This is a genomic window from Flammeovirga sp. SJP92 (genome assembly GCF_001583495.1).
Classification (GTDB): domain Bacteria; phylum Bacteroidota; class Bacteroidia; order Cytophagales; family Flammeovirgaceae; genus Flammeovirga.
In genome coordinates this window covers 84282-101554 of the sequence record NZ_LQAQ01000018.1, presented here as the reverse complement: position 1 = coordinate 101554, position 17273 = coordinate 84282, and the positions used below count along the sequence as shown (strand labels likewise).

Below are 17273 nucleotides of genomic sequence, written 5' to 3'. Positions count from 1 at the left end.
TAGATATTCAACTCCACAACAATATTTTTCTTATACCAAAATATGTAGTTAGTATCGGGTTGTTTCTAAATGTATTCATTGTGCTGCTTATTAATTTATATGTTTTCAACCTAAGTATCAATAAGTATCTAATGGGCTTGTTTGGAGTACTCTCGTTGGTCTTTTTATTCAACATCGTTCATATGAAAAATGATTTACAGATGTTGGATTCCTTTCTTCAAGCAAATATGTTTTTATTTTCTGAGAATAAAGAAAATGTAAAGGAGCACCTATTCCTTCAAGATAAAATTGAATTAATCATCATGATTGAAATTCTATTGTTTGGTTTAAGTACAATTAATAGTATCACTTCTCTTTACAGGAAGTTAAATAAGAACAAAAGATCGTAGTTATGAACCCAATACTAAAATCAGTCATTCGACAAATTTTAATTTTCATGTTGTACATGTTGATACTTTATATTTGGATTTTTAATCGAACAGGAGGTATGGATATGGCGTATATATTGATGCTGATATATATTACAGGTTTCCATATCCTAATAAATATCATATTATCTATTTTGAAATACTTAAAATTTCCTGAATTGAAGTTTACTATAGTAGATGTTTTAGTTCCTCCATTACTACTGTTTTTGATGTTTCGGTTTAATGACGCTTTTTTTGACTTTATGTATTTTCTTGAAAAGATATTTCAATAAGAGATGTTTCGAATATGCTTTAATGGAGTTGTACTCAAAATTAAATTTACTATTCAAAACACTCATTTTGGTTAGAATAGACAGATCAATTAAATTAACCTTTTTTCTAAGGTCATTTCCTGCATAATTCAATCGAAATCCTTTCATTCAGTTTACCTTACTTCTAAATGAATTTGCTCAAGCAATATGAAACACTTCAAAACCATATCAGAATATTATAAAGCCATAGGTCTTTCGGAACCTGATCACCCGCATTTTGATATAAAAAGTTTTGAAGAAAATATGGGAAAGGTGAAAACAAAAATGCACCCTTTCAGACATGAATTTTATTTTATAGGCTTGAGAATAGAAGGGAAAGGGCAAACTCATTTAGGGCATAGTACAGAACTGCCTGAAGGTATTTCTATTTTTTTTAATTCACCTTTTCAAATTATTTCTTGGGATCATTCACCTGATTGGGAAGGGTACTATGTCCTATTCTCACAAGACTTTTTGACTTCTTCTTACCGCTTTGAGAAGTTGCTGGATGATTACCCTTTCTTAAAAATAGATCAGGCAGTCCCTTTTGAAATAGATAAAGATGAACTACCTGAGATTTTAAATATTTACGAGAAAATAAAAGAGGAATATACAAATGAAAGGGAAGATAAGATCAGTTTTATTGAAATATATGTGTTGCTTCTTTTAAATCAGGTCAAGAGAGTTTTCAACAAGAGTAAGGACAAAGACAAAATCAATAACAGCATACAAAAAGCGGATTTAGCCCACTTATCGCGATTTGAAACTTTGGTTGAAAGTAGTTTTTATCCTGATGCTGAAGTGGACGAAAAGGCTAACTTACATTCTCCTGCCTACTATGCAGAAATCTTAAATATCCATCCCAATCACCTGAATGCTGTAGTAAAATCTATTACTGGTCAAACTGCTTTAAACTATATCCACAATCATATTCTGAAGTTAGCCAAGGCCGCATTATCTCAAACCAGTAGCAGTGCAAAAGAAATTGCCTACAGTCTTTACTTCGATTCCCCAAGTCATTTCGGGGCATTTTTTAAGAAAAATACAGGCTTGACACCAATAGCTTACCGGAAAAAATAACGATACTTTGAAATCTGACATTCCTGCTTTGAAATCAAAGATTTGAACTATTTTCATCAACCTACCTTTGTCACATAGAAACACAAATTAAATCGATAGTAAATAATCATTGATGCTGTCTGATCATCTGTGTTTTATGTTAAGAAATAAAATTATCCTAAGATGAAAGAGTTCGAAAATAAAGTAATCGTATTGAGTGGTTCAGCATCAGGTATTGGAGCCTCAACAGTAAAGCTATTTATAAGTGAAGGAGCAAAAGTTATTGGCGTTGATTTGGCAAGTTCTGAAAAAACAGCGGAGGAGGTGAAGCATGAATTAGGCAGTTTTGATTCTATAGAAGGAGATGTTAGTAAAGAAGCTACTTGGGAGAGTGTTGCCAAATTAGCCGAGAAAAAAGGTGGGGCTGATGTACTGATCAATATTGCTGGATATAGTATGTTGGAGGATAATGCAGAAACACTAAGCGTAGAACTTTGGGATAAACTGATGGATGTCAACCTAAAAGGAAGTTGGCTGTCGGCGAAACATTTACTCCCTCAATTAAAACAAAAAGAACGTGCGGCGATTGTAAATACTTCATCTGCAACGGGCATCATTGGCGTTCCGAATCATGCGGCCTATAGTATGTCAAAAGGAGGACTGAATGCTTTGACTCGTCAGTTAGCAGTAGATTATGCAAAGTATAATGTGAGAGTAAATGCAATTGCTCCAGGGCCGGTAAGAACACCTATGATGAGTACAAATACAAAAGAAGCAATGGCTGAAATCGTAAATGCTGTTCCATTGAAAAGAATAGCAGAACCAGAAGAAATTGCAGCAATATTACGATTCCTCGCTTCAAAAGCGGCAAGTTCAATTACAGGTGTGATTCTTCCTGTAGAAGGAGGAATGAGTATTGCCATGTAGTACTGGTGTCAGCCAACATAAAACATCAATCTGATATTTTAGTTACACATGAATGACTTCTTTTTAGGGCATGTATGAAATATATTTTTTTACTAAATGAGATGTTTCAATTGTGCTCTTAATCTAACAAATCAATTATTCAACTAAACATCAACTCAGAAAAAATAATGAAAACAGATATGATATTCTCACCGTTTGAATACAAAGGTTTTAAGACCACAAACAGAATTGCAATGGCTCCAATGACAAGAGCTAGATCAAAAGAAGGTGAAGTGGTTACTGATTTAGCACCTTTATATTATTCACAAAGAGCAAGCGCTGGATTGATAATTACTGAAGGTGTGCCCGTCTCAGAAGAAGCAAGAGGCTATGCAATGACGCCGGGTATTTATACACAAGAACAAATAGAAGCTTGGAAAAAAGTAACTACAGCGGTTCATGAAAAAGGAGGTAAGATCTTCATTCAGTTATGGCATGTAGGTCGAAGAGCAACAAAAAGCACAACAGGTGGAGTGACACCTTTAGCTCCTTCAGCTACAAAGATTCCAGATAAAGTTTACGCCTCATTAGGAGATGGTACTTTTGGTATGGTAGAAACCGATATGCCTAAAGCAATGACTTTGGAAGATATCGAACGAACAAAAAATGATTTTCTCATCGCCTCTCAAAATGCCATAGAAGCGGGTTTTGATGGAGTAGAAATACACGGTGCACATGGATACCTTTTTGATCAATTTTTAAGAAAAGATACCAACCATAGAAATGACAATTATGGTGGAAGTGTTGAAAATAGAATCCGTTTTACTATGGAAACAGTAGAACTTCTAGTCAATGCAATAGGTGCAGATAAAGTGGGGCTTAGAATCTCACCGTTCTTAGGTGAGGGAGACAGTTATGATGTAGACATGCCCGAAACGGCACTGTACCTTATGGAGAAATTACAACCATTGCATCTTGCTTACTTACACTTTTCTGAAAATGTGGCAAACTTTGTAAAAGTACCGGATACCTACAGAGACAAAATTCGAGAGATTTATTCTAATCCTATCATTCTTTGTGGTAATTACAACAAAGAAGATGCTAACCAAATGATCGAAAAAGGATGGGCGGATATGGTCGCTTTTGGTAGACCTTATATTGTTAATCCTGACCTAGTAGAACGCTTTAAAAATAACTATCCTCTAACAGAAGTTTCGGCTGAAAACTCAAGTTCATTCTATGGTGGAGGAGCTGAAGGTTACACGGATTATTCTGTGTATCAGAAGTAATCAATAAATTATATATTGCATAATAGACCTTTTTTAATATACTTTTAAAAGAGGTCTATTTTTTTTATCTGAATAAAGATCCAGTCGCTATTTACCTACTACTTTGGAAGAACCTTTGTGAAAAGATTGATAATCTGTAATTTCATTGGCATTCAATTGAAAATGATAATATGAAGTTAACCAAGTCACAAGCCTTAGCCATTAAAAATGTCTTAGAATATATCAATACCCAAAAAGAAAAATCTATAGACAACATTGAGATGATTTTATATCAGTCCAATCTTCCAAAAGATAGTTACCAAGCATATATCAATAATGTGAGAGAAAAGGCCCCGATCGCCCTGCATTTTCATCCAGATCGTATTTTTTCAGGAGAAATGAATGTCATTGAGGGGATGGTTCAATCTGGAATTTATAAAAACCAATATGAAACTAAGATCTCCGCAGGGAGCGTTTCTGCTTTTACAGGTGGTGGGCGTGATGATTGGGAGAATATAGTTTTTAAAGGGGCGTATCACTCAGCATCTCCATTAGAACGTCCTAAGTATGGAGCATTAAACTTAACGATGACTAATGATGGACCTTCACCAAGGTTTGGTTCCTGCTATTTTTTATTGAAATCAGAGGTGAAAAACAGGTCAACTTTTACCTACGGTGATACTTATGATTCTCCAAAAGAGATTGGAACAATTGAACATTTTGAATTGATTCATTCTGCCATTCTCAAAGATTTATTTACAAGAGAAATGACTTTAGGAGAAAGGAACTTAAGTGTACAAGACTTTCTAAATCTCATTAATGAAAAACTATCACAGTTTTCAAACTCACTTGCATTGAGGCCTGCTTCAAAAAACCTTGATTTTTATATAGAAACTCAGGTTCATGGAGATATTTCGTTGGAGAGAGATGTAGAGAAAGTAATAGCAGACCTCTCTTATAAAGGCACAGAAATAGAATTTTTCTTCAAGAAATTATGCGAGAAGTATAACATTGAGTTGATTTGGAACTCAGGGTTGGAATTAGAGGTTTCAGCCTTCCCAAATAATTTTAGGGGCCCTGAAGTACCCGTTTATGCTAAAAAGTTGGAGAAAAGCGGAAAATTGAATGCTTACTTATTAGGGAAAATTGCCAAGGAACTTGACGTTGACCATAAAAACTTACAGATGTTGAAATACCTGTGGCATTGTATAGTGAGGTTTGGGCATGCCATCAAATAATATTCCTTCAAATGAATTATTGTAGTCAACCAAAGAATTCTTTAAATTGACTTTAGTGAAAAGTGCTAAGAACTTTTATTTTTAAACTCAAGGACAAAAAGGTAGAATATGCTAAACGTAGAATATACAGGATTAATTTTAGTTGATGTACAAGGTAACCTAGCAAGAAAAGTACATGAGAGTGAGGCTACTATTAAGAATATTAAAAACCTTTTGAAAGGGTGTCAGATTTTGGATATTCCAGTAGTCTGGTTGGAACAGAACCCTGATGGGTTAGGAAGTACAATAGAAGAAATAGCAGAGCATATTATTGACAATGCACCTATCGGAAAGTTTTGTTTTAATGCTATGGCTGAAAAGGAAGTAGAAAATAAGATAAAAGAACTCAATAAGCAAAACTGGATTATTTGTGGTATCGAAGCTCATATTTGTGTGTATCAGACAGTGATGGGATTGATTGGGAAAAACTACACAGTGGAGGTTGTGGCAGATGCAATTTCTTCAAGAAAAAAAGAAAATATTGATGTCGCATTACGAAAGTTCGAAAGGGCAGGGGTAGGAATTACCAATGTTGAAATGTGTCTTTATGAACTCATGAGAACTTCGCAGAGAGAAGAGTTTAAAGAAATTTTATCTTTGATCAAATAATTTGATTTTCCTCTCTTTATTTTTTAAAAAAAAAGCAAACTTATTTCAAATGAGAAAAACAATGATAATTTTCCTTTTTCTATTAGTGAATAGTTTAACTATCGCTCATGAAGACACACTTTTAAAAGTTGATGATAAAGGAAATATAGTGGGTTTACCTGATCAATTTTTACCAGCAAAGTTTGATCTTGATGCAAAGAAAATTAGAATTAAAGATACTGAAGTAACATTGCCTAAGTGCATGAGTAGCTACATAGCAGAACATGAAAATCTTGAAATAAAGATTACAGCTTCATGGTATCATTCCAAAGAGTTGATTCCATACTATATGAATATAAAACTATCTGATAAAGAAGGTAAGAGTGGATATTTTTTATTAGTTGGCTTAGAAACATTGGAGTTAATAGAAGCGAAAGAAATGATTCAAAATGGAAATGAAACAACTAATATTAATTTTGATCTATCATGTCTATCTACTTATAAGAATAATATCCAAGTACTCAAAAAATAGACCTTTAGAATAAGGAAAAATGAATTAGTAATAAGTTTAAAAGGAACAACATAAGAGGTTTTATAAAAGTGTGGGTGGTGAAAATATACCCATACTCTAATTATAGCATATTTGAAACAAAATTTATAAAGGAATAAGTTGGTTTTAGAATTGCAATAGATAAATAGTCATTGTTCTATCATGAAATCTATTTTCTCTTAAAGAACATTAAATTAAAAAATCAATAAAAAATGAAAGACTTATTCATCGTTGCTTTTATCTGCTTTACATTGTTTAGTTGTTCTAAAAGCACAACTTCTAATAATGTAACACCTACGGATTGTGATTTAGTGACTGTGGTTAGTGCTGAAGAATATACGAATGCACCCTCTGATTATGTAAAAATCAATAAAGTAGAAATTGAAGGAAATTGTTTATTGATCAACTTTAGTGCTAGTGGGTGTAGTGGCGATTCATGGGAAGTAAAATTAATAGATCAAGAGGTCATCTTAGAATCATTTCCTCCTCAAAGAAACTTGAGATTATCCATGAAAAATCCAGAGTCGTGTGAAGCGTATATTACTAAAGAACTTTCATTCGATATTTCAAATCTACAAGTAGGTGGAGATCAAGTGCAGTTGAATATTCAAGAGTATGAAGGAGGGATCTTATATAAATATTAAAACAAAAAAAGCCTCCAAAAAATGGAGGCTTTCAATATATTTTTTGGTGTGGACTACTCAGCACCTAATTCTACTAACTTGAATCCTTGACCGTGAACGTTTACAATACGTAAATTGTCGTCTGGCTTTAAGAATTTTCTAAGCTTCGTAATATATACGTCCATACTTCTTGAGTTGAAGTAGTTGTCATCTAACCAAATCTTCTTTAATGCTAAAGATCTGTCCATAATTTCGTTTTTATGGATAGCTAAAAGACGCAATAAAGCAGATTCCTTTGAAGTAAGGCGTTGCTCATGACCGTCTTCGTTGTATTTCAACATTTGAGCATTAAAGTCAAAAGTAAACTTACCAATCTCGAAAATAGTTTGTTTTTCTTTTGAATCTGTCTTGCTCTTCGTTCTTCTTAAGATCGATGTGATACGAGCTAAAAGCTCTTCCATACTAAATGGCTTAGTGATATAATCATCAGCACCCACTTCAAATCCTCTTAGCGTATCTTCTTTCATTGATTTTGCTGTAAGGAAAAATATTGGAATATCTACATCTGATTTACGGATACGCTCTGCAAGAGTATAACCATCCATTTTAGGCATCATTACGTCGAAGATACATAAGTCATGATCACCATCTTGGTAGGCTCTTAACGCTTCCTCACCATCTTGAGTACGTGTTACATCAAAGTTTTTAACTTCTAAATACTCAGTAAGTAACATTCCTAAGTTTGGATCATCCTCCGCAAGTAAAATTTTAATCTTGTCCATTTTCAGATATTGGTAGTTGTATAATAAATTCACTTCCTTTGCCTAGCTCACTCTTACAGCGAATGCTGCCTTTATGGGCTTCGACAATATTTTTGACATAGCTAAGGCCTAAACCAAAACCTTTTACATTGTGAACGTTGCCTGTTGGCACTCTGTAAAATTTATCAAAAATCTTACTAATATGTTCTCTCGGAATTCCCTGACCTTCATCTTTTATATGAATTTCCAGCATTTCTTTCTTTCGAATCGCAGAAAGGTCAATTTTTGGTGCCTCCGGAGAGTATTTATTAGCATTATCTAACAAGTTAAAAATAATATTAGATAAATGTAACTCATCCCCTTTAACATTTACCTCACCGGCTGCCCAATTGAAGGATAATTTTCCTCCGCGGTCCTCAATCTTGATCAAGGTGTTCTCGTAAGCAACCTGCATTATTTTATTCATGTTTACATCCACGTTTCGGAGTTTCAAATCACCACGTTCTATTCTAGCAATTTGCAGAACTCTTTCCACTTGTCTGCTTAAACGTTGATTTTCATCTTTTATAACACTGAGATAGCGACCTGTTATACTTGGCATCTTCTGAACATCGGGGTCCATCAAGGCCTCTGTCGCCAACGCCACGGTTGATATAGGGGTTTTCAACTCATGCGTCATATTACTAATGAAATCGTTTGTTATTTCTGAAATACGTTTCTGGTCAATTATAGTTTTAGCAGCAAATATGAAAGTAAGAAGTGTTAACAAAATAAATCCTAAAGAGGAGAAGAGCACAAACCTCATTTTGCTGATCAAAAACTTGTTTTCCTGAGGAAATTCTAGAAATAAAGTGTTAGAATTATCAAAAACATCCTTTGGAAAAAGAGTTACATGATAAGCACTCTTAATAATTTTAGGATTTCTTTCCACATTACTACTCATAATGACCGTCTCTCGGTCACCTTCTCTTTGTAAAACCGCAAAATCATAAACCGTTTTGAGTCCTTTATTCTCAATCTCCTGAGAGAGTAATGAGTCCAGCATCTCAAAGTTTACACGGTCTTGCAACATAGTGTTTTCTGCCAAAATCATCTCGCTGACCACCTGATTCACCAGGTCGGTCTTTTTCATGATCAAGTCCATGGCTATGTCCAGTCTCTTGCGGGCAGTAGAATCCGAAGTAATATTGCTGACTACTTTGGTCTGATTGGTAGAATCGTCCATGCCATATTTGGAGCCTTCAATTGTAGAAAGCATCGTTTTTGTGGCTGTTCCCGATTTCTTGATTTCTGCCTTTTCCTGTACTTTATAGGCTATGCCCTGTTTGGCTAGTTTATCAGAACTTATCGTTTGAGAGATTTTAATGTTCTGTTTACTAGTCCAGTAGGCTTCCTGTTTAGCGGAGTCATACCTAACATTGATATCACTGTTAGTCACAGAAATATCGTCCAAATATCTTTTGGTTACTTGTAGAACTTCTTGTTGTTCAAGTCGCTTGACTACATTTGTGAGAAGCTCACCAACTTCTTGTTCAAAGTGGCTTTTGCGTTCCTGAATAGCTTCTTTGATCCAATAATATTGGAGCGCCGCTAATCCGAACATCGCAATACACATTAAGGTTATTATTGTAATGAGCCTTCTTTTTGCCATATTATATTCTTTCGATAAGAAGTTAATACTACCTTTTTTATAATCTACTTAGAGCATAACTAAAAAGTATATTATTCTTTTATCAGTAGCTTAAATAGGTATAATTAAAAACTAAAAACCAATATGTTAAAAGTAACATTGATTACTGCAAATAAAAGTAATGTTTTACATTTTATTTAGTATTTAACAAATCTTATTTTAATTCTCCAATAATTACTTATTTTTTGTTTGTTTCGAAAAAGAATAATTTTTTTGATTCCTTAATGTTATATTATATTTATCGAAATACAAATATTAGTATTGATTTAAAAAACGCATTTCAATCTTCACTTCTTGATGCTGAAATGAGTGTTGATTACAAAAGAAATGAGCCCGATGAATAATGCTTTCAAGGGGCTCAGTAGACTAGATTTCTTTGTTTTTTCGCTTCCTTTTATGTTTTTTCGTTTTATCACTGTCAGATTCTGATATGTATTCTTTTTGAAGTGCCTCATCAATACTGTAGGAAAGCCGTTCTACTAAATCATGCTTATAACCTAGTGTATAATTAAAATAATTACCCTCTTTGTCTACCACAATATTGGTCGGGTACAGCTTTACATTAAATTTCTCACACAAGTATCTTCCATCATCAATTTGATGGTAATAGAAAGGATACTTTTTTTGGAAATTTTTAATTTTATAAATGTCAGCAATGGTAATAGCTACAAAGATAACATCAGTATTATTCATATATTTTTCATACAATTGATTAAGTTTTTTTACCTCTTTATCAATGTTCTTTTGTTTTACGAACCAAAAGTTGTAGACAATCACTTTTCCCTTTAGTGCTTTGGTGTTTATTTTTTGTCCATCAATTGTTTTCAATGTAAAATCATAAGCCTTGTTTCCAATCAATTCCATGTTGGCCTTTTCATTTGCTTGATGAGCTTCTTCTTTTATATAATTTCTGTGCTCATCGAATTCCTCTTTCGAAAAAATTCTATAATCTTTCAAACTGTAATCCTTTTCTTCTAATTTATGTATGATGACTGTATCAGCTTGAAATTTGTAATACCCAAAACGTTTTGAATACATAGGCTGTTCCATGATGAACTGTTGTCCTTCAATATCATAATTAGCCGTGTATTTTATACCAAAAGCATCTGTTGTATACAGGTATTTCTTTTCTCCTTTGATGTAGACTTCGTATTTCTGACATTCATAACCTGCAATTTCTTTTGTTTCTCCTTCAATTTTACGAGCCATTTTGGAGGGCTTCTTAAAAGGCATATAGTATCCTTCTCCTTTGTTAGTACCTCTGTATTTATAAAGAACATATTTTTTCTGTTCATCGAAGTCTTTTTGGGTGATTACAGAATAGATAGAGGCTTTAGGATTTTGATAAATTACTTTATGGACAAATTTTGATTTATTGAAATAGATTACTTTCTCATCAAAGTAACCTCTGAACTCTTGTTTTTTGATGAAAGGGACTTCTTCCTCAAAAAATGCTTTATAAGTAATGATGACATCGTCTTTGATTTTTTTTTGAGAATACGAAATTGTGCTCATCAAGGAAAGGAGCAGAGTGATTGTAATTAGTTTCATAGATTAATGAAGTTTGCTTGAACTAAATTTTCTCGAATTTAGAAGCTCACCTCCGTAACTGAAGAGGTTGAATGATTTGCCCATGTAGAAAAGATAAATCTCTACCTCTACATTTTTTGAAACCTCAAAAAATCAGTCTTCCATCGGTTGAAATACAAGTGAATTTATATTCATCAGCTGCTATTTGAATCTATTAAGATTGTGTAGAAAATATTAAGTATTTTTTACAACTATTGTTTAATTGATTAAGATGCTGAAAAATAGAGGTTTGAATTTATTACCAGTGTCTATTTAATTTTGTTAGCAAATGAGGATTGGAAAAGACTAGAAATAAGTAATTCTAGTTTGTATTATTGTATTAACCAATTAAGGCTAAGACCAAAAAATACTTTTAAAATCAACGAATTTAGCTCAGTGGTCAGAGCAGGACTTAATTTATTAAGTCAAGGACGTGGGTTCGATTCCCATATTTCGTTCTCATAGTAGAAAGTAGCAATGAGAAATAGCGAAAAAGAAGGCTTGTTTTACGAGCCTTTTTTTTATGTTTATATACGCTTTAAAAAAACAGCCATAATGTTATATTATGGCCTTTGTTTACAGTTTTCTAACGTCTTGGTAGCTTCCGTTAGGCGTATTCAAAAGTGATGGGATCAATTGTGCAATAGTCTTGCCTGCTTCAGTGCCGTTGGGCATTGCCTGCGTACCTCTTGCATCTTGTAACCTCTGAATACTAGGGAAGTCTTCATGATTCACTTCTCCACATAAATAGTCTTGCATACCAGTGTCTATTAAGCCTGGAGCTAATGCTGTGAAATGTGTGTCTTGATGTTCAGCAGCATAAAGTTTAATCATCATATTAAATGCTGCTTTAGAAATGGAATACCCTGACCATCCTTTATTGCCGTTGATAGATGCACCGGAAGAAATTCCTACGACTTGCTTCACCTTGATTCCTTTTTTCAACAAAGTATCCAAAATGACTTTATTTCCCCATAAATTCACATCCATAACATTCTGCATGCTGGAAATGTCGCTGTCCATCATTGTTTTGATGTCTCCAAGTACTCCAGCATTAAGAATAACCAAGTCCAATTCTTCTACACTTTCTAATGATTTCTCAACGGTACTTTCAATGGCAGTTAAATCCTGTAAGTCGATACTGTGATGCTTGAAGTTGGGAGAAGCCGAAAGTGTAGTGTCTTCACTTCTGCTGAATCCTAAAACATGATGGCCTTGTTGTACAAAATACTCGGCAAAGCCTTTTCCCAAACCTTTGCTAGTACCTGTAATAAAAATTGTACTCATTTATTTAATTCTTTCTTTAAGTGTGTCATAAATTATATCAGCATGAACTCTGGAATTTTCAATAAACCATGTATTGGTTTTCATGCCTCCGCATACCACTCCAGCAAGAAAAACATTCTCGATATTAGATTCGTGCGTCTCATCATTATAAGAAGGAGTCTTAAGCTCATCATTCGCTAGGGCAATGCCCATTTTAGAAAGAAAATCAAAGTTGGGCTGATAGCCAGTCATAGCCAGTACAAAGTCATTTGGAATTTCAATTTCAGTTCCCTTTGATTTGATCACTATTGACTTCTCTTTGATTTCTTCTACTTCACTTTCAAAATAGCACTGAATACTGCCTTCTTTAATTCTATTTTCAATATCAGGTTTTACCCAATACTTCACTCTGTCATTTATTTCATCTTCACGGATAATCAAAGTTACTCTAGCTCCTTTTCTGTAAGTTTCTAATGCCGCATCTATAGCTGAGTTTGCCCCTCCAATGACAGCCACGTCAGTAAATGCATACAGGTGTGGATCGTCATAATAATGTTTTACTTTGGGAAGAGACTCTCCTTCAACATTCATCAGGTTGGGAATATCATAAAAACCTGTCGCAATAGTGATGCTATAGGCTTTGTAAGACGTTTTGCTAGTGGTAACTTCATATACTCGTTTTCCGTCAATTTGAATAGCTTTTATACCAACTACTTCTTCAAATAAATGAACATTCAAATCCCAAAGAGTCTGTACCCTCCTGTAATATTCTAATGCTTCTCTTCTTACAGGTCTGTGATTGTGAGAAACAAATGGAGTATCACCAATTTCCAGCTTTTCAGAAGTAGAAAAGAAGGTCATATTCACAGGATAGTTATAAAGTGAATTGACCAGACATCCTTTCTCGATGATGATGTGTGAGAGGTCTCTTTTTTTAGCAGCAATACCGCAAGCCATACCAATAGGACCGCCACCAACAATCAGTGAATCGTATATTTTTTGTTCCATTATTTTTTCATTCTTATGAGGTTGACCTTATCCTGTACCTTCTTTAAATACTCAGGGTTTTCTAAAAGTGAAAAACCAAAATCATTGATCGACAGGGCCAGATCAATATGTTCTGTTTCAGTTAAGTCTTCAAATGTAGCTGTAAGGTGTGCTTTTTTACCATTCTGAAAAGTGGCATACATTGAGATCACTACCGTGTTGACAGTAGAGTAAACGAGCCTTCCACAGTGTTTATAGCGTTCCTGCATGATTTTGGAAGCCATCAGCGGTTCTTCTACAGTTTTGTACCACTCTTTTTCCATACCTCCTTTGAAGAAAGACCTTTCGTTGATCTTCTGCATCAGAATATTGAAATCAGAAACGAGCCCAAGTGGCATTCTATCAGACAAGAGAATCGCATATTCTTTATGCTTGCCAGGAACAAACTCAAAAGAATCTGTTTTTAAACCTAATGAGTCATTTACTAGAGTATCAAACAAGGCATAGGTATGTTTCCTGAATTCATTTACATTTTCACTTTTTATTTCGTTGACAAATTCTTGATGTGGAATCTGATACGGGTTGTGAATGTAAATGTTTGCTGAAGAAAAAGGGAAAAGTGCGGTGGTGTTATACATTTGAAAAGTTTGAACAGATGACATCACAGAGTCTAATCCTAGTCTTGAGATCATATAATCACCATTGGCGTCATTACCAAAATTGATAATACCACTGACAATTTCTCTCATTCTCACTTTTTTGTTCAGCAATTTTCTGGTTTGATTCAAGTAATCGTTCCATACTTTCATCTTGTTACTGGATGCATCAAAACGAGTTACATCTTCCAAAGGCACTCTTTCTGTAGCTGAAAAGTTATTATTTTCTACTTGCCTAACATATTCCAACGCAAAAAGCCAATAGACGAGCCCATTGACATTAGAAAGTTGTTCGTCGTTCCATTTGATCAGCTTTCCCTCTGTATCATGATATGTCATGTGAAACTTTTTGGGATTTTTTTCCATGAATTCCAAAAAGTAGGGTGGAGCCTTAATGTCTTGCCCTTGTATAAAAGGTGAAGTACAAGTGATCAATGCGATTAATAAAAAAAAGTATTTCATATATGTTTGATAGTAGATGAATCAAAAATAAGTACTTGATAAAAATACATTTTGTCTTATAACTCAAAAGTCTTCTAATAGAACGAGTTGAACTATTAGAAGACTTAAAGATAGCTATGCTTTTATATAAGTACCAAAACATAATTTACTAATGCTATTTCTTAGTATTTTTTGCAATTGCTGTCTTTGTAAAACGATCAAGAGGTTGACTATTGATAGGTGTGACGGCATTTATACTTAAAAGAAACGCATTTAGCTTTGGTGCTTTACGGATGTAGTAATTGCTATTCTAGGATCATCAATTTGGCAAAAGTGAGGATCAATGTCTTTTTACCTACTTCTTCAAACTCAATGGTAGCTCTGCGGTCCAAACCTTCTTCTGCAACTTTTTCCACAACACCATCACCAAATTTCATATGCCTTACTGTGAGACCCTCTTTGATTTCATCTGCTTTTGATGGTACAAATGGACGGTCGTCTTTTGGTGCAACTACTTTTTTTGTGAAGTTGGACGGTGCTTGACGGAGTGATCTGTAATTGGAGAAGCCAGGAACATTGCCAGGACCTAAATCATCATTGATACTGCTTCTTTTCATACTGATGTATTGAGGTGCAATTTCGTCAATGAATCGGCTTGGGTCACACATTATAGATTTACCGAAACGGTAGCGTTGCAAAGCATAAGTCATAAACAACTTGATTTTAGCTCTTGTAATGGCTACATAAAACAGTCGGCGTTCCTCTTCTAAATCTGCTCGTGTTTCCAGCATCATTTGTGATGGGAAAAGATTTTCTTCCATACCCACAAGGAAAACATAATCAAACTCCAGACCTTTAGACATGTGGATGGTCATCAAAGTGATGGCATCAGACATATCTTCTTTTTCAGCAGAAGTGATTAACGAAATTTCTTCCAAGTAGTTCGTCAAACTTTTATCTTCCTTCTCAGGATCATCCGTGAAGCCTTGAATACCGTTGAGAAGTTCTTGAAGGTTGTCGTATCGGTTTTTACCTTCTACTGTTTTATCGTCATAAAGTTCCTTTAAAATACCAGACCCTTTGGCTATAAAAGAAGCTAATTCAAAGGCATTTTTAGATTCCATCTGCATTTGGAATACCTTGATCATATTGGCAAAGTTCTCCACTTGTGTAGCTACTCTACCGCCAAAAAAGCGTCTTACATTGGCTACAACATCCCAAATACCTAGCTTATTTTCAGCTGCTTTTACAAATAGGTTGTTGACCGTAGTAGGACCGATTCCTCTTTTTGGATAATTGATTACTCTTTTGAAAGCTTCTTCATCCTTTGGATTAGTCACAAACTTTAAGTAAGCCACCATATCCTTGATTTCCTTTCTCTGATAGAAAGAAAGACCTCCAAAAATCTGAGCTTTGATACTCAGTTTTACCAAGGCTTCCTCTAGAGCTCTTGATTGAGAGTTGGTTCTATATAAAATAGCAATGTCCTGTGCAGGAATATGATCTCTCATCATTGCTGTTTGAATACTTTGGGCCACAGCTTTTGCTTCATCTAAATCTGTAGCAGAACGGATGACTTCTATACGTTCACCAATGGCATTCTGTGTGAAAGTATTCTTTTCAAGCTGATTCGTATTATGCTTGATCACAGAGTTGGCCGCTTCTACAATGGTTTGTGTAGAACGGTAATTCTGCTCTAGTTTGATGACTTTCAGTTCAGGATAATCCTTTTCAAAATTCAAGATGTTTTGAATATTGGCTCCTCTGAAAGCATAAATAGATTGAGCGTCATCACCCACTACACAAATATTTCTATTCTTTGCTGCTAGTTTTCTTGTGATATAATACTGAGAAATGTTCGTGTCTTGAAACTCATCAATCAGTACATATTTAAACTTATGCTGATACTTATTGAGAACATCAAGATGCTGATGGAAAAGGACATTGGTATTGAAAAGTAAATCGTCAAAATCCATGGCATTGGCTCTGAAACAACGGATCGCATATTCCTTGTAAATTTCAAAGATTTTAGGTCTGCCTGTCGCTTCATCTTCCAGTCTCCTGTCATTATTTCCTTCATAGGCTCTCCAAGAAATCAGGTCATTTTTAGCCGCAGAAATCCTACTTAATACCACACTTGGCTTATAAAGTTTATCATCCAAGCGGAAATCTTTTACGACACTTTTGATTACTGATTTTGCATCCTCAGAATCATAAATAGTGAAGTTGGATTGATATCCTAATTTGTCAGCTTCAAAACGTAAAATTTTAGCAAAAACAGAGTGGAATGTACCCATCCATAGGTTTTTAGCTTCATCACCAACAGCTTCTACAATACGTTCACGCATCTCTCTTGATGCTTTGTTGGTAAAAGTAAGAGATAAGATTTGGAAAGGTTCAACACCGTTGGCAATCAGGTGTGCAATTTTATAGGTCAAAACTCTTGTCTTACCAGATCCGGCACCAGCAATAATCATCATTGGGCCTTCCATATTTACAACAGCTTCTCGCTGTGGCGGGTTTAATCCTTCTAAATAATCCATACTTTTTTATTTCTGCGATTCGAAGTGCGAAGTTACAACCACTTTGTTACATTTTTATACATTTGCTCGGATTTTCGTTCAAAAGATGCACAAACAAATGTCAACCTTAAACTGTTTATCAATCTGAGCTATGCATTAAACAAAAAAAGACAATAAAAAGTTATTTCTGTACAGCTTCTCTTTAGTAGTTTTAAAATTTCTTAAAAAAATCAATTAAAAATGAACCTTTTTGAAAAATATGAATTATTATTTTTAGTGATTTTCTGTGAATTACGTGGTATTATTCCAATTTAATGTAAATACATTTTGCTTTTCTAGATGATATTTTGAAATTAAGGAACGAATAGTTTTCCACCGAAACTTATTAACTT

Annotated in this window: 15 protein-coding genes and 1 tRNA gene; 9 read left to right on the top strand and 7 right to left on the bottom strand. The window is 34.2% G+C overall.

Translation table 11 applies throughout. The features are described from left to right. Positions 1–182: 182 nt before the first annotated feature. From AVL50_RS32875 to AVL50_RS04155, 8 genes are all read left to right on the top strand, one after another. Complete coding sequence (locus AVL50_RS32875) at positions 183–389, top strand: hypothetical protein (RefSeq protein ID WP_157491135.1); 207 nt, start codon at positions 183–185, stop codon at positions 387–389. Positions 390–886: 497 nt separating this feature from the next. Beyond that, positions 887–1798: a helix-turn-helix domain-containing protein gene (locus AVL50_RS04185; RefSeq protein WP_062615229.1), complete on the top strand. Its 912-nt coding sequence runs from the start codon at positions 887–889 to the stop codon at positions 1796–1798. 162 nt (positions 1799–1960) lie between these two features. Next, on the top strand, positions 1961–2704 hold the full coding sequence (locus tag AVL50_RS04180; protein WP_062615228.1) for an SDR family NAD(P)-dependent oxidoreductase: 744 nt from the start codon (positions 1961–1963) through the stop codon (positions 2702–2704). 167 nt (positions 2705–2871) lie between these two features. Beyond that, a complete protein-coding gene (locus AVL50_RS04175; RefSeq protein WP_216639008.1) occupies positions 2872–3972 on the top strand; it encodes an alkene reductase in 1101 nt (366 codons plus the stop codon). 170 nt (positions 3973–4142) lie between these two features. Continuing rightward, the gene (locus AVL50_RS04170; RefSeq protein WP_062615227.1) at positions 4143–5189 is read left to right on the top strand and encodes a DUF3626 domain-containing protein; all 1047 of its coding nucleotides are present in this window, start codon (positions 4143–4145) and stop codon (positions 5187–5189) included. Positions 5190–5297: 108 nt separating this feature from the next. Then, positions 5298–5837, top strand: a complete 540-nt coding sequence (locus AVL50_RS04165; protein ID WP_062615226.1) for a hydrolase — start codon at positions 5298–5300, stop codon at positions 5835–5837. A gap of 49 nt (positions 5838–5886) precedes the next feature. After that, a complete protein-coding gene (locus AVL50_RS04160; RefSeq protein ID WP_062615225.1) occupies positions 5887–6348 on the top strand; it encodes a hypothetical protein in 462 nt (153 codons plus the stop codon). Positions 6349–6578: 230 nt separating this feature from the next. Further along, complete coding sequence (locus tag AVL50_RS04155) at positions 6579–7010, top strand: hypothetical protein (RefSeq protein WP_062615224.1); 432 nt, start codon at positions 6579–6581, stop codon at positions 7008–7010. A 53-nt stretch (positions 7011–7063) separates the two neighbouring features. Here AVL50_RS04155 and AVL50_RS04150 read toward each other — a convergent pair whose 3' ends face one another. The 3 genes from AVL50_RS04150 to AVL50_RS04140 all read right to left on the bottom strand — a co-directional run bounded on the left by AVL50_RS04150 (position 7064) and on the right by AVL50_RS04140 (position 10991). Then, positions 7064–7771 (bottom strand): response regulator transcription factor, encoded by a 708-nt coding sequence (locus AVL50_RS04150; RefSeq protein ID WP_044204205.1) that lies wholly within the window; start codon positions 7769–7771, stop codon positions 7064–7066. Beyond that, the gene (locus tag AVL50_RS04145; RefSeq protein WP_062615223.1) at positions 7758–9401 is read right to left on the bottom strand and encodes a cell wall metabolism sensor histidine kinase WalK; all 1644 of its coding nucleotides are present in this window, start codon (positions 9399–9401) and stop codon (positions 7758–7760) included. The genes AVL50_RS04150 and AVL50_RS04145 overlap by 14 nt, the downstream gene beginning before the upstream one ends. A 405-nt stretch (positions 9402–9806) precedes the next feature. Beyond that, a complete protein-coding gene (locus tag AVL50_RS04140) occupies positions 9807–10991 on the bottom strand; it encodes a TlpA disulfide reductase family protein (RefSeq protein WP_082795655.1) in 1185 nt (394 codons plus the stop codon). 400 nt (positions 10992–11391) lie between these two features. Here AVL50_RS04140 and AVL50_RS04135 point away from each other — a divergent pair. Continuing rightward, positions 11392–11467: transfer RNA gene (locus tag AVL50_RS04135), tRNA-OTHER, on the top strand. Between the two features lie 118 nt (positions 11468–11585). On the opposite strand, the gene AVL50_RS04130 is transcribed toward AVL50_RS04135, so the two are convergent. The 4 genes from AVL50_RS04130 to AVL50_RS04115 form a co-directional block, all read right to left on the bottom strand. After that, positions 11586–12296, bottom strand: a complete 711-nt coding sequence (locus AVL50_RS04130) for an SDR family NAD(P)-dependent oxidoreductase (RefSeq protein ID WP_062615221.1) — start codon at positions 12294–12296, stop codon at positions 11586–11588. Continuing rightward, positions 12297–13283, bottom strand: a complete 987-nt coding sequence (locus AVL50_RS04125; RefSeq protein ID WP_062615220.1) for a YpdA family putative bacillithiol disulfide reductase — start codon at positions 13281–13283, stop codon at positions 12297–12299. Beyond that, positions 13283–14380, bottom strand: coding sequence for a hypothetical protein (locus AVL50_RS04120; protein ID WP_062615219.1), 1098 nt, complete (start codon positions 14378–14380; stop codon positions 13283–13285). Before AVL50_RS04120 ends, AVL50_RS04125 begins: the two co-directional genes overlap by 1 nt. 284 nt (positions 14381–14664) lie before the next feature. Next, positions 14665–16902 carry an ATP-dependent helicase gene (locus tag AVL50_RS04115; RefSeq protein WP_062615218.1) on the bottom strand — a complete coding sequence of 746 codons (2238 nt, stop codon included), beginning with the start codon at positions 16900–16902 and terminating at the stop codon, positions 14665–14667. Positions 16903–17273 lie beyond the last annotated feature (371 nt).

Excerpts from the sequence above, each read along its gene's own strand:
- AVL50_RS32875 (WP_157491135.1), top strand. The coding sequence starts at position 183 with ATGAAAAATGATTTACAGATGTTGGATTCCTTTCTTCAAGCAAATATG.
- AVL50_RS04185 (WP_062615229.1), top strand. The coding sequence starts at position 887 with ATGAAACACTTCAAAACCATATCAGAATATTATAAAGCCATAGGTCTT.
- AVL50_RS04180 (WP_062615228.1), top strand. The coding sequence starts at position 1,961 with ATGAAAGAGTTCGAAAATAAAGTAATCGTATTGAGTGGTTCAGCATCA.
- AVL50_RS04175 (WP_216639008.1), top strand. The coding sequence starts at position 2,872 with ATGAAAACAGATATGATATTCTCACCGTTTGAATACAAAGGTTTTAAG.
- AVL50_RS04170 (WP_062615227.1), top strand. The coding sequence starts at position 4,143 with ATGAAGTTAACCAAGTCACAAGCCTTAGCCATTAAAAATGTCTTAGAA.
- AVL50_RS04165 (WP_062615226.1), top strand. The coding sequence starts at position 5,298 with ATGCTAAACGTAGAATATACAGGATTAATTTTAGTTGATGTACAAGGT.
- AVL50_RS04160 (WP_062615225.1), top strand. The coding sequence starts at position 5,887 with ATGAGAAAAACAATGATAATTTTCCTTTTTCTATTAGTGAATAGTTTA.
- AVL50_RS04155 (WP_062615224.1), top strand. The coding sequence starts at position 6,579 with ATGAAAGACTTATTCATCGTTGCTTTTATCTGCTTTACATTGTTTAGT.
- AVL50_RS04150 (WP_044204205.1), bottom strand. The coding sequence starts at position 7,771 with ATGGACAAGATTAAAATTTTACTTGCGGAGGATGATCCAAACTTAGGA.
- AVL50_RS04145 (WP_062615223.1), bottom strand. The coding sequence starts at position 9,401 with ATGGCAAAAAGAAGGCTCATTACAATAATAACCTTAATGTGTATTGCG.
- AVL50_RS04140 (WP_082795655.1), bottom strand. The coding sequence starts at position 10,991 with ATGAAACTAATTACAATCACTCTGCTCCTTTCCTTGATGAGCACAATT.
- AVL50_RS04130 (WP_062615221.1), bottom strand. The coding sequence starts at position 12,296 with ATGAGTACAATTTTTATTACAGGTACTAGCAAAGGTTTGGGAAAAGGC.
- AVL50_RS04125 (WP_062615220.1), bottom strand. The coding sequence starts at position 13,283 with ATGGAACAAAAAATATACGATTCACTGATTGTTGGTGGCGGTCCTATT.
- AVL50_RS04120 (WP_062615219.1), bottom strand. The coding sequence starts at position 14,380 with ATGAAATACTTTTTTTTATTAATCGCATTGATCACTTGTACTTCACCT.
- AVL50_RS04115 (WP_062615218.1), bottom strand. The coding sequence starts at position 16,902 with ATGGATTATTTAGAAGGATTAAACCCGCCACAGCGAGAAGCTGTTGTA.